General features: G+C 71.7%; 13 protein-coding genes. 10 read left to right on the forward strand and 3 right to left on the reverse strand.

Features of this window, described 5'->3' with window-relative positions; translation table 11 throughout:
* Window positions 1-10: 10 nt before the first annotated feature.
* From ABH926_RS28225 to ABH926_RS28235, 3 genes are all read right to left on the reverse strand, one after another.
* The gene (locus ABH926_RS28225; RefSeq protein WP_370368845.1) at window positions 11-1,150 is read right to left on the reverse strand and encodes a TauD/TfdA family dioxygenase; all 1,140 of its coding nucleotides are present in this window, start codon (window positions 1,148-1,150) and stop codon (window positions 11-13) included.
* Window positions 1,147-1,899 (reverse strand): GntR family transcriptional regulator, encoded by a 753-nt coding sequence (locus ABH926_RS28230; protein WP_370368846.1) that lies wholly within the window; start codon window positions 1,897-1,899, stop codon window positions 1,147-1,149. The genes ABH926_RS28225 and ABH926_RS28230 overlap by 4 nt, the downstream gene beginning before the upstream one ends.
* 152 nt (window positions 1,900-2,051) lie before the next feature.
* A complete protein-coding gene (locus ABH926_RS28235; RefSeq protein ID WP_370368847.1) occupies window positions 2,052-3,197 on the reverse strand; it encodes a peptidase S8 in 1,146 nt (381 codons plus the stop codon).
* 492 nt (window positions 3,198-3,689) lie between these two features.
* Here ABH926_RS28235 and ABH926_RS28240 point away from each other — a divergent pair, with 492 nt between their 5' ends.
* From ABH926_RS28240 to ABH926_RS28285, 10 genes are all read left to right on the forward strand, one after another.
* Window positions 3,690-3,971, forward strand: a complete 282-nt coding sequence (locus tag ABH926_RS28240) for a hypothetical protein (RefSeq protein WP_370368848.1) — start codon at window positions 3,690-3,692, stop codon at window positions 3,969-3,971.
* Entirely contained in the window at window positions 3,953-4,375 is a 423-nt protein-coding gene (locus ABH926_RS28245; protein WP_370368849.1) for an MFS transporter, read from the forward strand. Before ABH926_RS28240 ends, ABH926_RS28245 begins: the two co-directional genes overlap by 19 nt.
* Before the next feature lie 426 nt (window positions 4,376-4,801).
* The gene (locus ABH926_RS28250; protein WP_370368850.1) at window positions 4,802-6,247 is read left to right on the forward strand and encodes a hypothetical protein; all 1,446 of its coding nucleotides are present in this window, start codon (window positions 4,802-4,804) and stop codon (window positions 6,245-6,247) included.
* 30 nt (window positions 6,248-6,277) lie between these two features.
* Window positions 6,278-8,968 (forward strand): LuxR C-terminal-related transcriptional regulator, encoded by a 2,691-nt coding sequence (locus ABH926_RS28255; protein WP_370368851.1) that lies wholly within the window; start codon window positions 6,278-6,280, stop codon window positions 8,966-8,968.
* A 157-nt stretch (window positions 8,969-9,125) separates the two neighbouring features.
* On the forward strand, window positions 9,126-9,533 hold the full coding sequence (locus tag ABH926_RS28260) for a hypothetical protein (protein ID WP_370368852.1): 408 nt from the start codon (window positions 9,126-9,128) through the stop codon (window positions 9,531-9,533).
* Window positions 9,534-9,685: 152 nt separating this feature from the next.
* Window positions 9,686-12,007, forward strand: a complete 2,322-nt coding sequence (locus ABH926_RS28265) for a hypothetical protein (protein ID WP_370368853.1) — start codon at window positions 9,686-9,688, stop codon at window positions 12,005-12,007.
* A gap of 42 nt (window positions 12,008-12,049) precedes the next feature.
* Complete coding sequence (locus tag ABH926_RS28270) at window positions 12,050-12,907, forward strand: sugar phosphate isomerase/epimerase family protein (protein ID WP_370368854.1); 858 nt, start codon at window positions 12,050-12,052, stop codon at window positions 12,905-12,907.
* Window positions 12,904-14,151, forward strand: coding sequence for a Gfo/Idh/MocA family protein (locus ABH926_RS28275; RefSeq protein ID WP_370368855.1), 1,248 nt, complete (start codon window positions 12,904-12,906; stop codon window positions 14,149-14,151). Before ABH926_RS28270 ends, ABH926_RS28275 begins: the two co-directional genes overlap by 4 nt.
* Before the next feature lie 50 nt (window positions 14,152-14,201).
* The gene (locus ABH926_RS28280; protein ID WP_370368856.1) at window positions 14,202-15,542 is read left to right on the forward strand and encodes an AAA family ATPase; all 1,341 of its coding nucleotides are present in this window, start codon (window positions 14,202-14,204) and stop codon (window positions 15,540-15,542) included.
* The gene (locus ABH926_RS28285; RefSeq protein WP_370368857.1) at window positions 15,542-17,389 is read left to right on the forward strand and encodes a tetratricopeptide repeat protein; all 1,848 of its coding nucleotides are present in this window, start codon (window positions 15,542-15,544) and stop codon (window positions 17,387-17,389) included. Before ABH926_RS28280 ends, ABH926_RS28285 begins: the two co-directional genes overlap by 1 nt.
* Window positions 17,390-17,418: the final 29 nt, after the last annotated feature.

Consider the following 17,418-nt stretch of genomic DNA (forward strand, 5'->3'; position numbering starts at 1 on the left):
TCGATCGGATTCATTGTCCTGATCCAGTCGTCGGGCGGGTCTGGCGACGCAGGACCGCGAGGTTGCTGTACGCGCCGTCCAGGTCGGCGTAGCAGCCCTGAAGGTGACGCCGGCCGGCCGCGCGGAAGCCGGTGCGCGCGTGCAGGACCCTGGTGTTGTCGAAGACCAGGCAGTCCCCCGGCTCCAGGCGGAAGGAGAGCTGCGCCTCACCGCTGTACATGAGTTCGGCGAATCGCCGGTAGGCGGCGTAGAAGGCTTCGATCCGGTCGGCCGGCAGGGCCACGGGCAGCATCGAGCGGTTGTTGAACCGCACCTCCCGGATACGTCGGACCGGGTCCACGCCGATCAGCGGCCGGGTCGCACTCAGCTCCGCGGCCGCGTCGGCGTAGCGGAAGGTCACCGGGGTCCGGGTGACCGTCTCGAAGGCCAGGGGGTCCTCGGTGCGCAGCCGGGCGGCTGCGGCGAAGCCGTCCACCAGTCCGGAGTCCCCGCCGTCGGCGGCGTTCACCAGACAGTGCAGCAGTTGGATGGTGGGGACCGGATCGCGGTACGGGTTGTCGGTGTGCGGGGTGATGGGCAGGCTGCTGAACGCCAGGTTGGTGGGCTGCTCCTCGACCCGGACCTCGAACAGCTCGCCGTAGTTGGTCCGCCGCACGTAGCCGAAGGACTCGGCGACGCCCAGCACCGCCCGGTCGGTGACCGGGACACCGCGCAGAAGGACGAATCCCAGGCGCCGCAACGCCTCCAGGCCCGCGGCCCGCCGCGCCGGATCCGCCTGGAATGCCGGCCACATCTCGGTCGGCATCGAGCCGGCCAGATCCGCCGCCTGCCACAGCTGTTTCGCGTCCTCGGTCCGGTCGTCGGCCGGAGCCGACCCCGACCCCGAAGCCGGGCCATCGAGCCGGCGCGACGCCAGCCAGTCGCCGGCGAACCGGCTCCGGTGGCCGTCCGGCTCGAACTCGACGGTCACGGCGTCCTCGGTCTGCTCGACGGCGCGAATACGGATGTCCGGCGGCAGGTCGGTGATGCCGTACAGCTTCTGGCCGCTGCCGGAGTCCACACACTCGGCGCAGGAACAGTTGTCACGCAACCAGATCGCGGGATACCGGGCCCCTCCGGCGAGTTCGAGCATCGACGATGAAGAGGTCATGAGTGTTCCTTCGTGAGGTGGTTGCGGACGAGCGGCGCGGCGGCCAGGGAGTTGCGGACGGTGAACGCGACGGCGTCCGCGCGATAGAGGTCTTCGGACCACTCCAGCGGCCGGCCGTCCGGATCGGTGGTGCGCCGCCGCTCGCGCAGCAACGCCGCGCCCGGCTCGACGCCGAGCAGGCCGGCGAGCTCGGCGTCGGCGTTCACCGCGTCGATGACGTGCTCGGCGTGCGCGAAGAAGATGCCGTACTCCTCCAGGCGCTCGGACACCGATTCCTGTTCGAGGTCGACGAAGCCGAGCAGCGACCCGGCCCGGTCGGCGTACGCAGTCCGCTCGAGCATCACCGGCCGACCGGACAGCATGCGAACCCGCACCAGGTGGACGATCGGGTCGCCGGGCGCCAGGCCCAGGTGGCCGGCCTCGTCCTCGGTGGCCGCCCGCCGCTCCAGCCGGACCACCCGGCCGGAGGGCTGCTCGCCGATGAGCCGGGCCCACCGGGAGAACGATCGCAGCTCGCTGAAACTGTGCAGCCGCGGCTCGGCGATGACGGTGCGCCGCGATCCCTGGTGGGAGGCGATCAAACCGTCCTCGCGCAGCACGGCGAAGGCACGCCGGACGGTGTTCCGGGAGGCGCCGAAGCGCTCGGCGATCTCGTGTTCCGACGGCAGGCGCGAGCCCGGCGGATAGCTGCCGTCGGCGATCGCGTCACGCAGCTTCGCCGCCACGTCCTGGTAGAGGGCCGCCGCCATGGAATCTCCTGATCGCCGTTCGGTGAACTTGTAGGACCAAGTCAGAACCTGGTCCTGCAAGATTCCGGCCGAACGGCGATCAGGCTTTCCGCGGGTGAACAGCGGGGGAACAAGATCCGCCGGTCACCGTTCCTCAGGGACCACCGCTCGGATCAGAACCCGCCGACGCCGTTGGGCGTGCCCAGGCCGGTCGGACCGTCCCAGCCCACGCGCGCGTGGCACAGCTGGCTCGGCGAGCACGAGCCGTTGGAGCCGGTCGTGATGTCGAAGAACGTGCTCGCGGAGTGGTGGGTGTAGGGGTAGTTGTTGTTGATGCTCGCGGCGTTGCCGGCCAGCGCGTACACCGAGGCGATGATCGGCGAGGCCACCGAGGTGCCGCCGTAGACCTGCCAGCCGCTGCTGCCGTTGTACGGGGTCGAGTCGTAGACCGCGACGCCGGTCGCCGGGTCGGCCACGGCCGAGACGTCCGCCACGGCGCGCCGGGCGCAGCCGGTGCCGTAGCTCGCCTGGCCGCTGAGCGCCGGATTGTAGGCCGAGCAGCCGGAGCCGGCGCCGGACCAGGCGGTCTCGGTCCAGCCGCGCGTGTTCGAGGCCCGGGTCAGCGAGGTGCCGCCGACCGCGGTGACGTAGCGCGAGGATGCCGGGAACTCCACGCCGTAGCCGCCGTCACCGGAGCTGGCGGTGATCATGATGCCGGGGTGGTTGTAGTACGGGGCCGAGCTGTCGGACAGGTCGCCGCCGCCGTAGCTGTTGGAGATCGTGTTGGCGTGCAGCGCCGCCGCCTCGTTCACCGCCGCGCCCAGGTTGGCGTACGACGCCGAGGTGGCCTCGACCAACAGGATGTGGCACTTGGGGCAGACCGCCGAGACCATGTCCAGGTCCAGCGATATCTCGGTGGCCCAGCCGGGGTCGGTCGGCGGATAGCTCGTGCCGCCGGTCTGGTTCACCTTCTTGAAGCAGCCGTTGGCCGTGGTGCACGCCGGCAGGCCGTACTGCGCCCGGTACACGCCGAGGTCGGCCTCGGCGGTCGGGTCGTTGTTGGCGTCGACGATCGCCACGGTCTGGCCCGCGCCGTTGGTGCCCGAGGGCAGCTTGTACGCGGACTGCAGATCGGACGGTCCGTAGCCGGACGGCACGAGGTCCGAGTGCAGACCGGGCGCGGCGTGCCCGGGCACGAACAGGGGGTGCGCGAACGTGGTGGCCGCGACTGAGGCGTTCGCGTCGGCGAACGCCGGCACGGCCATGGCCAGCAGAAGCGCGGCGAGCATTGAGAACAGGAGCCTGATACGAGCTGTCACTGAAATCCTCCGAGAGGCGGACCTGTGGGGGGACGACCGGGCTGGTGGCCGGGCCGCGGTGCGGTGTGACGAGTTCGAAACGGCCGCGGACGGACCGCGAAGCGGCGAGATCGCTCCGGCGGGAGTCCGACACCGGTGTCGGCTGTCCGGCGGCGGGGTCGGGGGCCGCGCCGTGGGCATCGCTCCCGTTTTCCGGCACGCCGGCGGGCCGGCGGATCCACGATGCTTTCCGGGCGGCCCGGAGGGAACCGTCAGCAGATCGACGGTGATGTGGGGATACGCCACCCTGAAAGGGAAAGGCCAGGCCCCTCCGGTCCTCGCCGGAGCCGGTACCCGGTCCTCAAGCGTTTCAGGGTTCGTATTTAAGCGGAACGTAGCAGCGCGGACGCGGAGGGTCAATGGCGCGCGTCAGAGTGACTCAGGGCTCTGTTTTTCGCGCCGGTCCGATGCCATGATGCGGCTAGCCCCCCTCATCCCTGATCGGAGATCTCGATGATCGCACGACGCGTGTTCCGTCTGACCGCGGCGACCGCCCTGGCCGCGTCCCTCACCGGCTTGGGCATCGGCACAGCCTCCGCGGCGGCGGCCGCATCGAGCTTTCCCTGCTCGGACTCCGGGACCGGAAGCACCCTGGGCATCGCCGTGAACAACGCGGAACAGAACCTCAGGGGCGACTACACGGTCCTGTCGGGCATCTCTGTCTCGTACGACACCCAGGAACCGGACGGCTCGTGGTACGCCGTCGTGTCGGCGCGGTGCGGCAACCCTCGCTAAGGGTTCTTCAGGGCGCGGCCGGATCGACGATCCTGGCCTGCGGGCTCAGCCTGCTGTCGACGGACTCCGCCGGCGAGGGCCAGATGCGCGCGGTCTCGCTCTGGGTGCGGCGTCGGCGGCCGGGGCGGCCGCCGGGGCCGCTGCTCGGCGCCGCGCTGGTGGACGTCACCGGCTGGCAGGGACTGTTCTGGATCGACGCGGCCATCGCCGCCGCCTGCGTCCCGCTGACCCTGCGCATTCGCCGCCGACCGGGTTCGCCCGGTCGGCGATCGGTCTACCAAGGGGGGCAGGTGCTCCCGGTGTGGCAGAACGGGTGGATCACGGTGGCCGACGCCGGGGCCGCGGTCATGATGCCGGCCGTGAGTGCCGAGACCAGGAGCGCGGCTGCCGCGAGCCTGCGGTAAGCCTTCTTCATAGAGCTCTCCCTCCATTCGACGCCTCAGGTCCCGGTGGCGGGCGGCTGAGGCAGGGAGCTCCAGAATCAGCGCGCGGCGGGGGCGGCGGCAACGAAAATCACGACGTGTGTCGCAGAGCTCCGCTATAGGGCGATGTCGGGCATTCGGGGCCGCGAGTCAATGGGCCATACTGCGTATCAGTGCTCGATGGATCCGAGCCTGGTCCGGGTGCTCGGGGTCGGGCCTGGCGAACCAGGAGGCGACGGTTCGTCGCAGGGCACGCCGACGGCCCCAAGGGCATCGGCCGTTGCCCGAACGGGCATGCGGGACGGGACGTCGGGGCCGGGAACCTCAACGACCGCCGTACCTGCCCTGACCAGCCCGTAGGGTGTCCGCAAAGAATACAGATCGTCAGCGGGCGGGGAGCAACGGATCGTGTGGGTTGACCTGAACCCGGTGACGGCGGACGTCGAACCGGGCGCCGAGGCCACGGTGACCATCACCGTGCGCAACACCGCCGAAATCGTCGAGGAATACCACCTGCAGGCCACCGGCGACCCCGGACAATGGGCCGCCATCGAACCGCAGACTCTGCGCCTGTACCCCGGCACCACCGGCACCGCACAACTCACCTTCACCCCGCCCCGCAGCGCCGAAGCCCAAGCCGGACCCCAGCCCTACGCGGTCAAAGTCACCCCCCGCGAAGACCGCGAAAACACCCACGCCATCGAAGGCACCCTGCGCGTCGCAGAATTCGCCGACCTGCGCGCCGAACTCCTCCCGACCCAGACCCGAGGCTGGCACCGCGGCCGCGTCAAACTCGCCGTCGACAACTTCTCCAACGTCGCCACCAGCGCCGCCGTCTCGACCACCTCCACCAACACCAACCTGCAAGTCGACATCCGCACCCCGGCGCTGCGCCTGCAACCCGGACGCGCGCAATTCACCAAATTCACCGTGCGGCCGGGGCGGGTGCTGTGGTTCGGCGTCAAGGCGAAGCACCAGTACAACCTGACGGTGACACCCTCCGGGCTGGGGCAGCCGATCAGCTTGCAGGGCACGTATATGCAGTCGGCACTGCTGCCCCGCTGGCTTCAGCGCCTGCTGATGTTCCTGTCGGCAGCGGCCGTGGCGATCCTGGCCCTGTGGTTCGGCATCCGCCCCTCCTTCGCCACCAGCGCCCAAGCCTCACCCCAACCCGCCGCGGCCACCGCACCCACCGTGATCGTCATCCAGCCGACCCCGCCGGCCTCCTCCAGCAGCCCGTCACCGAAGCCGGCGCCGACTTCGGCACCGAGCCAGGCCGCACCGCCCGCGCCGACCACGTCCAAGGCCGCCTCGCCGCCCGCCACGCACTCCTCCAGCGCGGCTCCCCCGGCGGCGCCGACGTCCTCGTCGCCGCCGAAGCCGGCGCAGATCAAGACGACCAACATCCTCAACTCCGCGACCAACGACTCGGTCGACGTGTACCAGAACAACTTCACCGACGGCCAGCAGATAGACCTCTGGGACACCCTGCACAACGACGCGCAGACCTGGACCGTCTGGGTCTACGCCGACGGCAGCATCGTCATCCAGTCCAACGACCAGCCGGAGAGCGCCGGCACGAAGGTCCTGCAAGTGGACCAGAACAACGACCCGAACAACACCGACGTCGACATCTCCGACGACTGGAACGGGGTCGCGGGTCTGCAGGCGCACCTGACGGTCGACTTCCAGCAGTGGACCCTGACCAGCGTCCCGGGCAACACGACCTACGGCGTGCTGAAGAACAAGAAGACCGGGACGTGCCTGGCCGGCTCCGGTGCCCACGGATGGCTCACCATGGCCCCGTGCAACACCGGCGACCAGAACCAGTGGTTCTGGCTGTTCGCGCTGTAGACGCCACCTCGCAGGCCGTAGGCTCACCCCATGGTCGACACTCTGATCGCGCGCGAGTGGCACCTGCGCCTGCTGGAGTCGGCCGTCGGCGAGCTGAAGGCCGGCGTGGGAACCGCGGTGGCGCTGCCCGGCGAGCCGGGCATCGGCAAGAGCGCGGTGCTGTGGGCGGCGGCGAACACGGCGCGCGGGGCCGGCGTGGCGGTGGTCGCGGCCCGCGGCTCGGACCTGACACAGAATCCTGATATCAGTGCGGCGTGCGCGCGGGTCGTCGAGGCCGTCGGCGTCCACACCGCCGCCGGGCAGCCGGTCCTGGTGACCGTGGACGACCTCCATCTGCTCGGCGCGGACGAGGCGGGCCTGGCCGCGGCGCTGTTGCGCTGCGCGGCGAACGGGCCGGTGCTGTGCGTGCTGGCCTACCGGCGGCGCCAGCTCGCCCCGGGGCCGGCCGCCGTGCTCGCCGACGCCGCGTCCGGGCTGCTCCGGTTCGCGCCGCTGGATCCGCTCACCCGCGAGCAGGCCTCGGGGCTGCTCGGCGAGCGCCCGGACGCCGATGAGATCCACCGCGAGGCCGCGGGGAATCCGCAGTACATCAAGGTGCTGTGCGCGCTGCGGGACACCGGGGCCACCGCCGAGGCCGGGGCCTCGCTGTTCGCCGAGCTGGCCGGTCTGGAGCCCGGGGCGCTGGCGGCGGTGCGGGCCGCGGCGGTGCTCGGCGAAGCGTTCTCCATGGCGTTGCTGGCCGGGGTCGCGGAGCTCGACGAGGCCGCGGCCGTCCGGGCGCTCGACCAGCTCGCCGGAGCCGACCTGATCCGCCCGGCCGAGCGCGGGCCGCACCTGGCGCTGCGGCACCGGGTGCTCGGCGAGGCCGTCTACGAGCGGCTGGAGCCCAGCCTGCGCCTCGCGCTGCACCGGCGGGCGGCCGACGCGCTCACCGGGAACGGCGGTACCGTCGGCCAGCGCGCGCGGCACATCGCCAAGGCCGCGGATCCGCAGAACCCTGAACATCTGACCACGCTGATCGCGGCGGCGCGCGGGGTGATCTACACCTCGCCGGCCACGGCAGCCGAATACCTGCAAGCCGCCTTGCCGTTGCTGGGCACCGGAAACGACCACGCGCACGAGGTGAACGTCCTGCTTGCCCGCGCGCGCCTGCTGACCGGCGAGCTCGCCGAGGGCCGGGCTCTGCTCGACGCGCTGCGCTCGGCCGGCCCGGCGGACCGCCCCGGCGGCGCCGAGCTCGACTCCAGCCGGCTCGAGCGGCGGCTGGGGCGGCACGTCGAGGCCGGGGCGCTGGCCCGCTCCGGTCTGGCCGCGCTGGCCCAGACCGATTCGGCGACCGCCGCCGCGCTGCACACCGAACTGGCCGACACCGCGTACGACGTCCAGGACTACGAGAACTCCCGGCTGCACGCCGAGACCGCCGCCGCCCTGGCCGCCCGGCACGGGGACCGCGTCGGCGAGGCGCACGCCCTGGCCCAGTCCGCGCTCGGCCACCTGTTCACCGGCGACGAGGCCACCGCGCTGGTCCGCGCCACGAAGGCGGCCGAGCTCATCGACGCCGCCTCGGACACCACGCTGCTGACGAACCTGCTCGCCTCGCTGCAACTGGGCATGACCGAGGGGCTGCTCGGCCGCCTCGCCGACAGCGAGCGCCACCTGGCGCGGGCCGAGGCCCTGGGCCGGCGCACCGGCCAGAACTACCTCGACGCCTCGCTGCTGACCGTGCTGGCCAACGCCCAGTGCCGGCTCGGCAAGCTGAACCCGGCCCTGGTCACCCTGGAGCGCATCGCCCGGCGCCGGCGGGCTCCCGACGAGCACGGCGGCAACACGTCCGAGGCGGCGGTCGCGGCGAACGTGCGCGCCGCCACGCTGTACTGGCGCGACGAGCCGGGCGACGCCGAGCGGGTCCGGGCCGAGGCGGACCGCGCGCTCGCGCTCACCGGCAGCTCGACCACGTCCTGGGCCGTGGCGGTGCGCTGCTTCCACGCCGAGCTGGTCCTGTTCACCGGCGATCCGCTGCGCGCGCGTTCGCTGCTGCTCGAAGCCGCCGGGGAGGAGTTGGCGGGGATCAGCCCGTGGCGCCGTCCCCGCTGGTGCGACACCCTGGCCGAGATCGCCATGACCGTGGGCGAGGGCGTGCGGGCCGAGCGGTGGGCCGACCTCGCCGAGAGCGCTCCGCAGCACCCTTCGACGCTGCGTGCCTACGTGGTGCGTACCCGGATGTGGGCGTACGCCGCGCTCGGCGACTACGACGCGGCCCTGACGCGTGCGCAGGAAGCGGTCCGGGAGTTCGCGGCGCGCGGTGAGCGGATCGAGGTGTGCCGGACGCTGCTGGCGGCGACCGAGTTCACGCTGCGGGCGGGGAACGCGCATCCGGCGTCCGGCTGGCTGGACCGGGTGGCGTTGTTGGCCGAGCAGTGCGGGGCGGGGCGGCTGGCGGCGGAGGTCGCCCGGTACCGGTCGCGTCTGGCCGTCCTGGATTACGCGCGGCCGGAGACGTCGTCCGTGTCGGCGCCCCTGACCGCGCGCGAGCAGGAGATCGCCGACTTGGTGAGCCGGGGCATGACCAACCCGGCGATCGCCGAGCGGTTGTTCTTGAGTGTGCGGACCGTGGAGTCGCACCTGCGCCAGATCTACCGCAAGCTCGACGTGCCGAACCGCGCCTCCTTGACCCGCGCGCTGCTGGACGGCGACCGCGCGTCGCGTCCGCGGACTTTCTGAGCCGCCGCTCCTCCGCTCCCCTGTCCCTCGCTCCTCCTGCGTGCCGACGTCTGCGTGGTCGGCCCAGTGGTTTCGCCGATGCGGGGCGGCCCCGAGCACGCAAAACTCGGGGTCGCTTCACCGCACACGGAACAACAACACCTTTCGGAGGGTTCGGATGGGCCTGGCAGAACGCCGCAGCGCCGAGCGGTTCAAGAACGAGGACTACCCCGGCTGGAAGTCGCGGATCGACGAGGCCGCGGGCTTCGAGGTCTCCATCGACATCGCGTGGGACGAGCTGGCCGTCCCCGACTACGCCGACCGCTACGCCGAGTACTTCCCGGCGGTGTTCTTCCAGCCGCTGCTGGACGCGTTCGGCGCGATCGGCGTGGACGACATGGGCAAGGACGCGCTGCGCGAGGGGGTGTCGAAGGTGGTCGTGAAGAACTCCGGCCAGTACTTCAGCCCGACGGGCTTCACCTTCGCCGACGGCGTGCTGACGCTCGACCACATGTCGGACAGCAACACCCACCATGTGGAGGAGCGGACGAAGGCCATCCAGGCCCTGCTGGAAGCCGGGCTCTGAGCCCGACGGGGCCCCGCTGTCCCGCGCCGCCGGCGTGTCCGACGCGCAGCCCCTGGCCGTTCTCACGGCCAGGGGCTGTCGGCTGAGGTCGTTCCCTGAACAGACAGGCTTTCTGTCCTCCGCAGACAGGCGGTCATCAGTACCGTTCTGCCATGTCGAAGTTCCGGCGATTCGGGGGCGGGAAGGCTCAGAGCACGCTTGAGCGATGCCGCGGTTGGGCACACGTGGTCGACCTCGCCGAGGAGGAGACGCGCCGCTTGTCGGATGCCGCGCTCCGGCAGGCGATCAATACGCTGAAACAGCGCCATCAGAACGGCGAGAGCCTGGACGCTCTGCTTCCGGAGACGTTCGCGATCGTCCGCGAGGCATCGGTGCGGACGCTCGGCGAGCGTCCCTATGCGGAGCAGCTCATCGGCGGCGCGGCCTTGCATCTGGGCGCGGCCGTGGAGATGAAGACCGGTGAGGGCAAGACGCTGACCGGGGTCCTGACCACCAGTCTGCACGCGTTGACGGGCCGGGGCGTCCACGTCCTGACCGCCAACGACTACCTCGCCGCGCGAGACGCCGAGTGGATGGGGCCGGTGTACGGCCTGCTCGGCTTTCGCAGTGTCCTGTTGGCCAGGGGCGGCGGCCAGGTCGAGCGGCAAGGTCTCTACGCCGCGGACGTCGTGTACGGCACCGCGGGTGAGTTCGCCTACGACTACTTGCGCGACCACCTGGTCCGTGAGCAGAGCCAGGTTGTGCAACGGGACCGCTTCTCGGCGGTCGTCGACGAGGCGGACCTCGTCATGCTCGACGAGGCCGGCACCCTGCCGCAGACCTTCAAGAAGGCCGACCTCGGGATCGACTACGCCGGTCCGGCGGCACTGGCGGCACGGCTCGAACCGGGCGTGCACTACGTCGTCGACAAGACACGCTGGACCGTCGCGCCGACGGAGCGGGGCATGGCGGTGATCGAGGACTGGTACGGCGGGCCCGTGTACAACGGCGGCGACGTGGGTCTGGCGCACCGGGTGAGCCTGGCGTTGCGGGCGAAGGAGTTGTACGTCAAAGACCGCGACTACGCGGTCGTGGACGGGGCCGTCCAGACCATCGACACGACCACCCAGCGGCTGCTCCCCGACCGGACCCACGGCGGCGGCCTGGATCAGGCGCTGGACGCCAAGGAGGGCCTGAAGGTCCGGCCCGAACAGCAGTGCTTGGCGGCCATCGATGTCCACGCCTATCTCGGGCTGTACTCGCGGCTTGCAGGGATGACCGGCGTGATCGAAGGGGAGGCCGACGCCTACCAAGACTTGTACGGCATGGAGTGTGTCATCGTCCCGCCGCATCACCCGGTCCGACGTGTCGACCACGATCCGACCATATTCGCCAACGACGGCGCCATGCTCCGCGCCGTCCGCAAGACCGTCCAGACCCAGCGCACGGCTGGACGGCCGGTGCTGGTCGGGACGGCGTCCGACGAGATGGCCGCACGGATCTCCCAGACCCTGCTGGCCGCCGGCATCGAGCACGCCATTCTCGACGCCCGGAGCCACGAGCGGGAGGCCGAGATCATCGCCCGCGCCGGCCGGCCCGGCGCGATCACGGTGTTGACCCGCATGGCCGGGCGCGGCGTCGACATCCGGCTCGCCGAGCCCGAGGGCGCGGGGCTCTACGTGCTCGGCGTCGGGCCGCTGGACTCCCGGCGGATGGAGCTGCACCTGCGCGGACGCGCCGGGCGCGGCGGCGACCCGGGCGAATCAGCCTTCTATTTCTCCCTCGACGACACGCTCTTGAAGACCACGAAGACGGTCCAGCGGCTCACCGGCACCGGTAAGGACGAGCCCATCGGCCCCAACTTCGCGCTCACGCGCTCGCTCGTAGCCAGACTCAACGCGGTGTCGGCGCACCGAACGCAAACGCTGACCCAGCATCTGCGCTTCTCCGCGGTGCGGGAAGAGCAACGCGCGGCGGTCTACGCCAGACGCGAGGAGGTGCTGCGGGACGGGATCCCGCCGGACCGGATGGACGGCATCATCCAAAGCGTCATACAGACCCTGGTCCTCGCCGCCCGCACCGGCCCGCAGGACGTGGACCGGCTGGTGCAGGCGCTCGGCCGCCTCTGCCCGGCCACGATCAGCCGCGACGCGATCGCGGCGGGCCTGGCCGGTTCTCCCACCTCGAAGGCCCGAGCAGACCTCGTCGAGGCGGTGGTGCGCGACGTCCGGGCTGCCGATACGACTCGCGAGGCGGAGCTCGGCCCGGACACGGCCGCCGGGCTGAGACGGCGCGTCATGCTCTCCGTCCTCGACCGTCTGTGGCGCGGCCGACTGCGCGACCTGGAGGACGCATACGACGGCCTCGCGCTGCGCACAGTGGCCGGCGGCGACGCGTTGGGCGAGTATCAGCGGACCGCGTCGCGGCTCGCGGCGACCATGTGGGAGGAGATCGAGGAGCAGTTCGTCGGGTACTGGTTCACCGTGAAGGTCTGAGTGAAGGTCTGAGCAGGCCTGGTGGACCACAGAGGAGCTGCGATGAGCCGAACAGACACACCGGATCCCGTGACCTGGACGCTCAGCGGGTTCGGCGACGAGATCGGGCCCGACCCCGACGTGCAGTTCGCCGTGTTGCAGGCGTTGGGGGCGCGGCACGTCGAGGTGCGCGGGGCTTGGGACACCAACGTCGTCGATCTGGCCGACGAGCAGGTCGACGCCCTCGCCGCGGCCTTGGAGCGGTGGGGAATGGGGGTCTCCGCGATCGCCTCGCCGATCGGGAAGGTGAGCATCGTCGGGGATCCCGAGGACGAGGCGCGGCGGCTGGCGCGGGCCATCGCGGTCGCGCAGCGGTTCGGGGCCCGCTACATCCGGATGTTCTCCTTCTACCGGCCGGACGGGATGAGCGCGCGAGACGTTCGCGATCCGGTGCTCAAGCACATCAGCGGCCTGGCACGGATGGCCGAGCGGGAGGGGGTCGTCCTGGTGCACGAGAACGAGAAGGACATCTACGGCGACATCCCCGAGCGCGTCCTGGACCTCATCGAATCGGTGGGCTCGGACGCGCTGAAGGTGGCGTGGGACAGCGCCAACTTCGTGCAGGTCGGGGTGGCGCCGTTCACCGACGGCTACGCGATGCTGCGGCCGCACCTCGAGTACCTCCAAGTGAAGGACGCCATCGCGGCGACCGGCGAGGTGGTGCCCGCCGGAGAGGGCGACGGGCAGGTGTTGCAGACCCTGACCGCGCTGCGGGACGACGGCTACGCCGGCTTCGCCTCGCTCGAGCCGCATCTGGCGCTCGGGCACGCGATGGGCGGGTTCTCCGGCCCCGCGCTGTTCGGCCGGGCGGCGCGGGCCTTCACCGGCCTGCTCGACACGATCGGGGTGGCGACCGCATGATCGGTGTCGCCATCGTCGGCGCCGGGACGATCGGGCTCATCCACGCCGAGGCCGTGCGCCGCCATCCGCGGCTCCACGTCGCGGCGATCATCGATCCGGATGCCGCCGCGCGCCGGAAGCTGGTGGAGCACATCGGAAACGCCGCTGAAGCCGATGAAGCAGCTGAAGCAGCCGAACCGGCTGAAACGGCCGAAACGCCTGAAGCCGCTGAAGCCGCCAAGGCTGTCGGCGCTCCCGCTCCCGATTCCGCAAACCCCTCCCGCTCCCTCGCGCCGGCCGAGTTCGCATCCCTGGCCGAGGCCCTCGCCGCCGGCGGCATCGACCTGGTCGCCGTCTGCGTCCCGAGCGGTCTGCACGCCGCCGCCGTCGCCGAGGCACTGGCCGCCGGGGTCCACGTCCTGGTCGAGAAGCCCGTCGACGTCTCGCTTCCGCAGGCCCGCCGGCTGGCCGCGCTCGCGGAGCGGGCCGCGCGGCGCGGGGTGCTGTGCAGCGTCGTCAGCCAGCACCGCTTCGACCCGGCGGCCGCGGTGGTCGCGGCGGCGGTGGCCGAGGGCCGCATGGGCCGGGTCACCTCGGCGGTCGCCTCCGTCGCGTGGTGGCGCGGCCAGGACTACTACGACTCGGCGCCCTGGCGCGGCACCCGGGCCCTGGACGGCGGCGGCGCTCTGATGAACCAGGGTGTGCACACCGTGGATCTGCTGGCTTGGCTGCTCGGCCGGCCGGTGGAGGTGTCCGCGCACACCGCCCTGCTGGCGCACGAGGCGATCGAGGTCGAAGACGTCGCGACCGCGACCATCCGCTTCGCGTCCGGGGCGCTGGCCGTCCTGCACGCCACCACCGCCGCCTACCCCGGCCTGTCGGTGCGGCTGCAGATCCACGGCAGCCGGGGCTCCGCGGTCCTGCACGACGACCAGCTGGAGTACTTCCACGTCGCCCGGCACGGCGGCGGCACCACCGCCGGGCCCTACGGCGGCGCCGAGCCCGACAACCAGGCGGCCGACGTGGTACCGGCCTCGGAGTTGCGCGGCCACCCCAAGGCCGCCGACGCGATGGTCGTCGGCCACCTGCGCCAGTACCAGGACGTGGCCGAGGCCATCGAGACCGGCCGGCCGCCCGGCGTCACCGTCCAGGACGGGCTCATGGCGGTGGCGATCGTGCGCGCCGTCTACGTGTCCTCGGCCTTGGGCCGCCCCGTCGATATCAATGCCCTGCTGAACGGGGACTACGACGACGCGGCCCTCTGATCACCCGCAGCCACTATGCTCGCGGGAGATTCGCCGGGAGGGGAGAGTCCATGTCCGACGGGGAAAGCCCTCTGATCAACGCGCTGCGGCAAGCGGTGCGCTCCGCACCGGAGCAAGCCGAATTCCGGGTCGCGCTCGCCGAGGCGCTCATCGGGGCCGGTGACACGCAGGGGGCGATCGTCGAGCTCGGTGCGGCGCTGCGGCTGGAGCCGGGGTCGGCGCGAGCCAGGGGGCTGATGCTCTCGGCCTTGAGCGGGGGAACAGGAACGGCGACCCCCGAGACAACCGCCGAAGCGGCACCGGCAGCCTCGTCCGGCGAAGAAGACACGGCCCCGGCCCCCAAAACCGACTCCGCCTCCGACTCCGCGTCTGACCCCGCCTCCGCCTTCGACTGGTCCGCCGCCGAGGCCGAACTCGGCGACATCGCCCCGCCGCCCCGCTTCACCTCCGCAGCCAAGCCGGTCGCCGCCGACGACGCGGGCGAGGACCCGCGGGGCGTCCCGGCGCACGAGGTCGAGCGCCCGGCCCTGACCCTGGCCGACGTCGGCGGCCTGGCCGAGGTCAAGGAACGCCTCCAGGTCTCGTTCCTGGCCCCGATGCGCAATCCCGAGCTGCGCCGGATCTACGGCAAGTCGCTGCGCGGCGGTCTGCTGCTCTACGGCCCGCCCGGATGCGGCAAGACCTTCATCGCGCGGGCGGTGGCCGGCGAGATCGGCGCGTCCTTCATCTCCGTGGGCATCTCCGAGGTGCTGGAGCTGTGGTTCGGGGCGTCGGAGAAGAACCTGAGCGAGCTGTTCGAGCTGGCCCGGCGGCAGACGCCGTGCGTGCTCTTCTTCGACGAGCTCGACGCCCTGGGCCAGCGGCGCAGCCAGACCCGCAACTCGATGATGCGGACCGTGGTCAACCAGTTCCTCGCCGAGCTGGACTCGGTGGGGGCGGACAACGAGGGCGTGTTCGTGCTCGGCGCGACGAACGCCCCGTGGGACGTCGACCCGGCGCTGCGCCGTCCCGGCCGCTTCGACCGGACCGTGCTCGTGCTGCCGCCGGACGCCCCGGCCCGCGCGGACATCCTGCGCTACCACCTGCGGGACCGGCCGATCGCCGGGGTCGACCTGGAGTCGCTGGTGGCGCGGACCGACGGGTTCTCCGGGGCGGACCTGGCCTACCTGTGCGAGACGGCGACCGAGAACGCGCTGATCGACGCGGTGCGCACCGGCGAGGTGCGGATGATGGGGATGCCCGACTTCGAGGCCGCGCTGAAGGACGTGCGCCCCTCGACCGGGCCGTGGTTCGACGCCGCGCGCTCGGTCGCGCTGTTCGCGAACGAGGGCGGCGCGTACGACGACCTCGCGGCGTTCTTCAAGAACCGCAAGGGCGCAAAGGACCTGTGATGGCGGACGAGGAATCGCTGCGGGCCGCCGTCGAACGCGCCGTCGCCCTGATCCGGCTGGAACGCTACGCCGAGGCCGAGCCGATGCTGCGCACGGTGCTGGCGGCCGATCCGGAGCACTTCGGGGCGCTGGCGAACCTGGCGTGGCTGCTCGACCTCGTCGACCGCCGCGCGGAGGCGCTGGAGACCGCGCGGCTGGTGATCGCGCGCTGGCCGCAGGACACCGAGGGCTTCTACCGCGCGGCGCTGGTCCAGAAGCAGGAGCAGGAGTTCGACGAAGCTCTCGCTCTGCTTCAGCGTGCGCTGGAGATCGCGCCGGACGAGGGCCGGGTGCTGCGGCTGTACGCGCAGGTGCTCGACCGCTTCCCCGGGCGCCGGGCCGAGGCGCTGGCCGCGGCCGACCGGGCGATCGAGGTGGACCCGCAGGTCGGCGAGAGCTTCCAGGCCCGGGCCATGGTCCTGGTCGACGAGTACCGCTGGCGGGAAGCCGAGGCCGCCATGGAGCAGGCGCTCCAGCTGGAGCCGCTGAACACCGCGTTCCTGATCCAGGCCGGTATCGTGAAGCTCCGGCTCGGGGCCATCGAGCGCGCCCGCGAGGCGTTCACCTCGGCGCTGCGCCTCAGGCCGAAGCCGTACCGGGTCCGCGAAGTGCTGGACACCCTGGAGACGCAAGGGCTTCCGGCGCCGATGCTCGACGTCTACACCCTCGGCTGCCAGGCGCTGGACATCCCCGACCTGGGCACTCCGGGCACCGCCGGGACGGACCGGGAACTGCTGCGGCGGCAGGCGCGCATCGCGGCGTCGATGTGGCGCGCGGCCGTGTACAACCATGCCTGGTCGAAGGACTCGCGCGACCGCTGCCGGGCGCTCGTGACCGCGATGCTGGCGGCGGACCCGACGCTGGTCCCGGCCCGTCTGCTGGCCGCCGAGATCGCCAGCGACGACGACCGCTACGAAGACCTCGTCGCGCTGGGGCTGCCGCTGGTCGAGGAGGGCGAGGCGACCCCCGCGCTGTTCCGCTGGACCGTCTACGGCCTGGAGGACCTGGAACGCCTCGACGAGGCCCTCGAACTCGCCACCGAGGGCCGGCGCCGCTTCCCGGACGCCAGCGAATCGGTGTCCCTGCAAGGCCGGATCCTGGCCGAGACGGGCCGCCGCGACGAGGCCGTGGCCGCCGCGAAGGACGCGATCGAGCTGGCCGGCGACGACCCCGGGGCCCTGACGTCCGCCGCCGACGTCTACAAGCGCCTGCACATGAATGACGAGGCCAAACAGGCCTACAAGGCCATCCTGCGCGTGGCGCCGACCCAGACGACCACGCTGTTCCAGCTCGGCTCGCTCTACATGCTCGCCTACCAGGACCACCGCGCCGCCGAGCGCCTGATCCAGCGCATCGAGCTGCCCGACGTCGGCGGCGACCGCACCGCGGTCCTGGGCCAGATCCGCTTCCAGCTCGGCAAGTGGGACCAGGCCATGGCCGACTTCGAGACGGCCCTGGCCACCCCGATGCGCGACCCGGTGACGGTTCCGGGCATCATCCTGGGCCTGCAACTGTTCGGGCCGCCAAAGCGGTTCCAGCCGATGCTCGACAAGTGCGTGGAAATCCGCGGCGACGGCGAACCGGCCGAGCCGGTGACCATCGAGAAGCTGCGGCTCGCGGCCTTCACCCTGGTCAAGTACGGCGCGCTGTCCGAGGCCGCGGAGGTACTCGAGCAGATCCTGGCGATGGATCCGGAGAACTACGAGGCCACGATCATGGCGAAGGTGGTCGCCGATCCGGAGGAGCCGGAGCACGCGGAGGCGATCGCGGTGGTGTTCGTGCCGGACGCGCACGACGAGCTGCTTTGAGAAACGGGCCGGTGGCGGTCGATTCCACC

It is taken from the genome of Catenulispora sp. GP43 (genome assembly GCF_041260665.1).
GTDB lineage: Bacteria > Actinomycetota > Actinomycetes > Streptomycetales > Catenulisporaceae > Catenulispora.

Coding starts and splice junctions, on each gene's coding strand:
- ABH926_RS28225 (WP_370368845.1), bottom strand. CDS start 1,150: ATGACCTCTTCATCGTCGATGCTCGAACTCGCCGGAGGGGCCCGGTAT.
- ABH926_RS28230 (WP_370368846.1), bottom strand. CDS start 1,899: ATGGCGGCGGCCCTCTACCAGGACGTGGCGGCGAAGCTGCGTGACGCG.
- ABH926_RS28240 (WP_370368848.1), top strand. CDS start 3,690: ATGATCGCACGACGCGTGTTCCGTCTGACCGCGGCGACCGCCCTGGCC.
- ABH926_RS28255 (WP_370368851.1), top strand. CDS start 6,278: ATGGTCGACACTCTGATCGCGCGCGAGTGGCACCTGCGCCTGCTGGAG.
- ABH926_RS28260 (WP_370368852.1), top strand. CDS start 9,126: ATGGGCCTGGCAGAACGCCGCAGCGCCGAGCGGTTCAAGAACGAGGAC.
- ABH926_RS28265 (WP_370368853.1), top strand. CDS start 9,686: ATGTCGAAGTTCCGGCGATTCGGGGGCGGGAAGGCTCAGAGCACGCTT.
- ABH926_RS28270 (WP_370368854.1), top strand. CDS start 12,050: ATGAGCCGAACAGACACACCGGATCCCGTGACCTGGACGCTCAGCGGG.
- ABH926_RS28275 (WP_370368855.1), top strand. CDS start 12,904: ATGATCGGTGTCGCCATCGTCGGCGCCGGGACGATCGGGCTCATCCAC.
- ABH926_RS28280 (WP_370368856.1), top strand. CDS start 14,202: ATGTCCGACGGGGAAAGCCCTCTGATCAACGCGCTGCGGCAAGCGGTG.
- ABH926_RS28285 (WP_370368857.1), top strand. CDS start 15,542: ATGGCGGACGAGGAATCGCTGCGGGCCGCCGTCGAACGCGCCGTCGCC.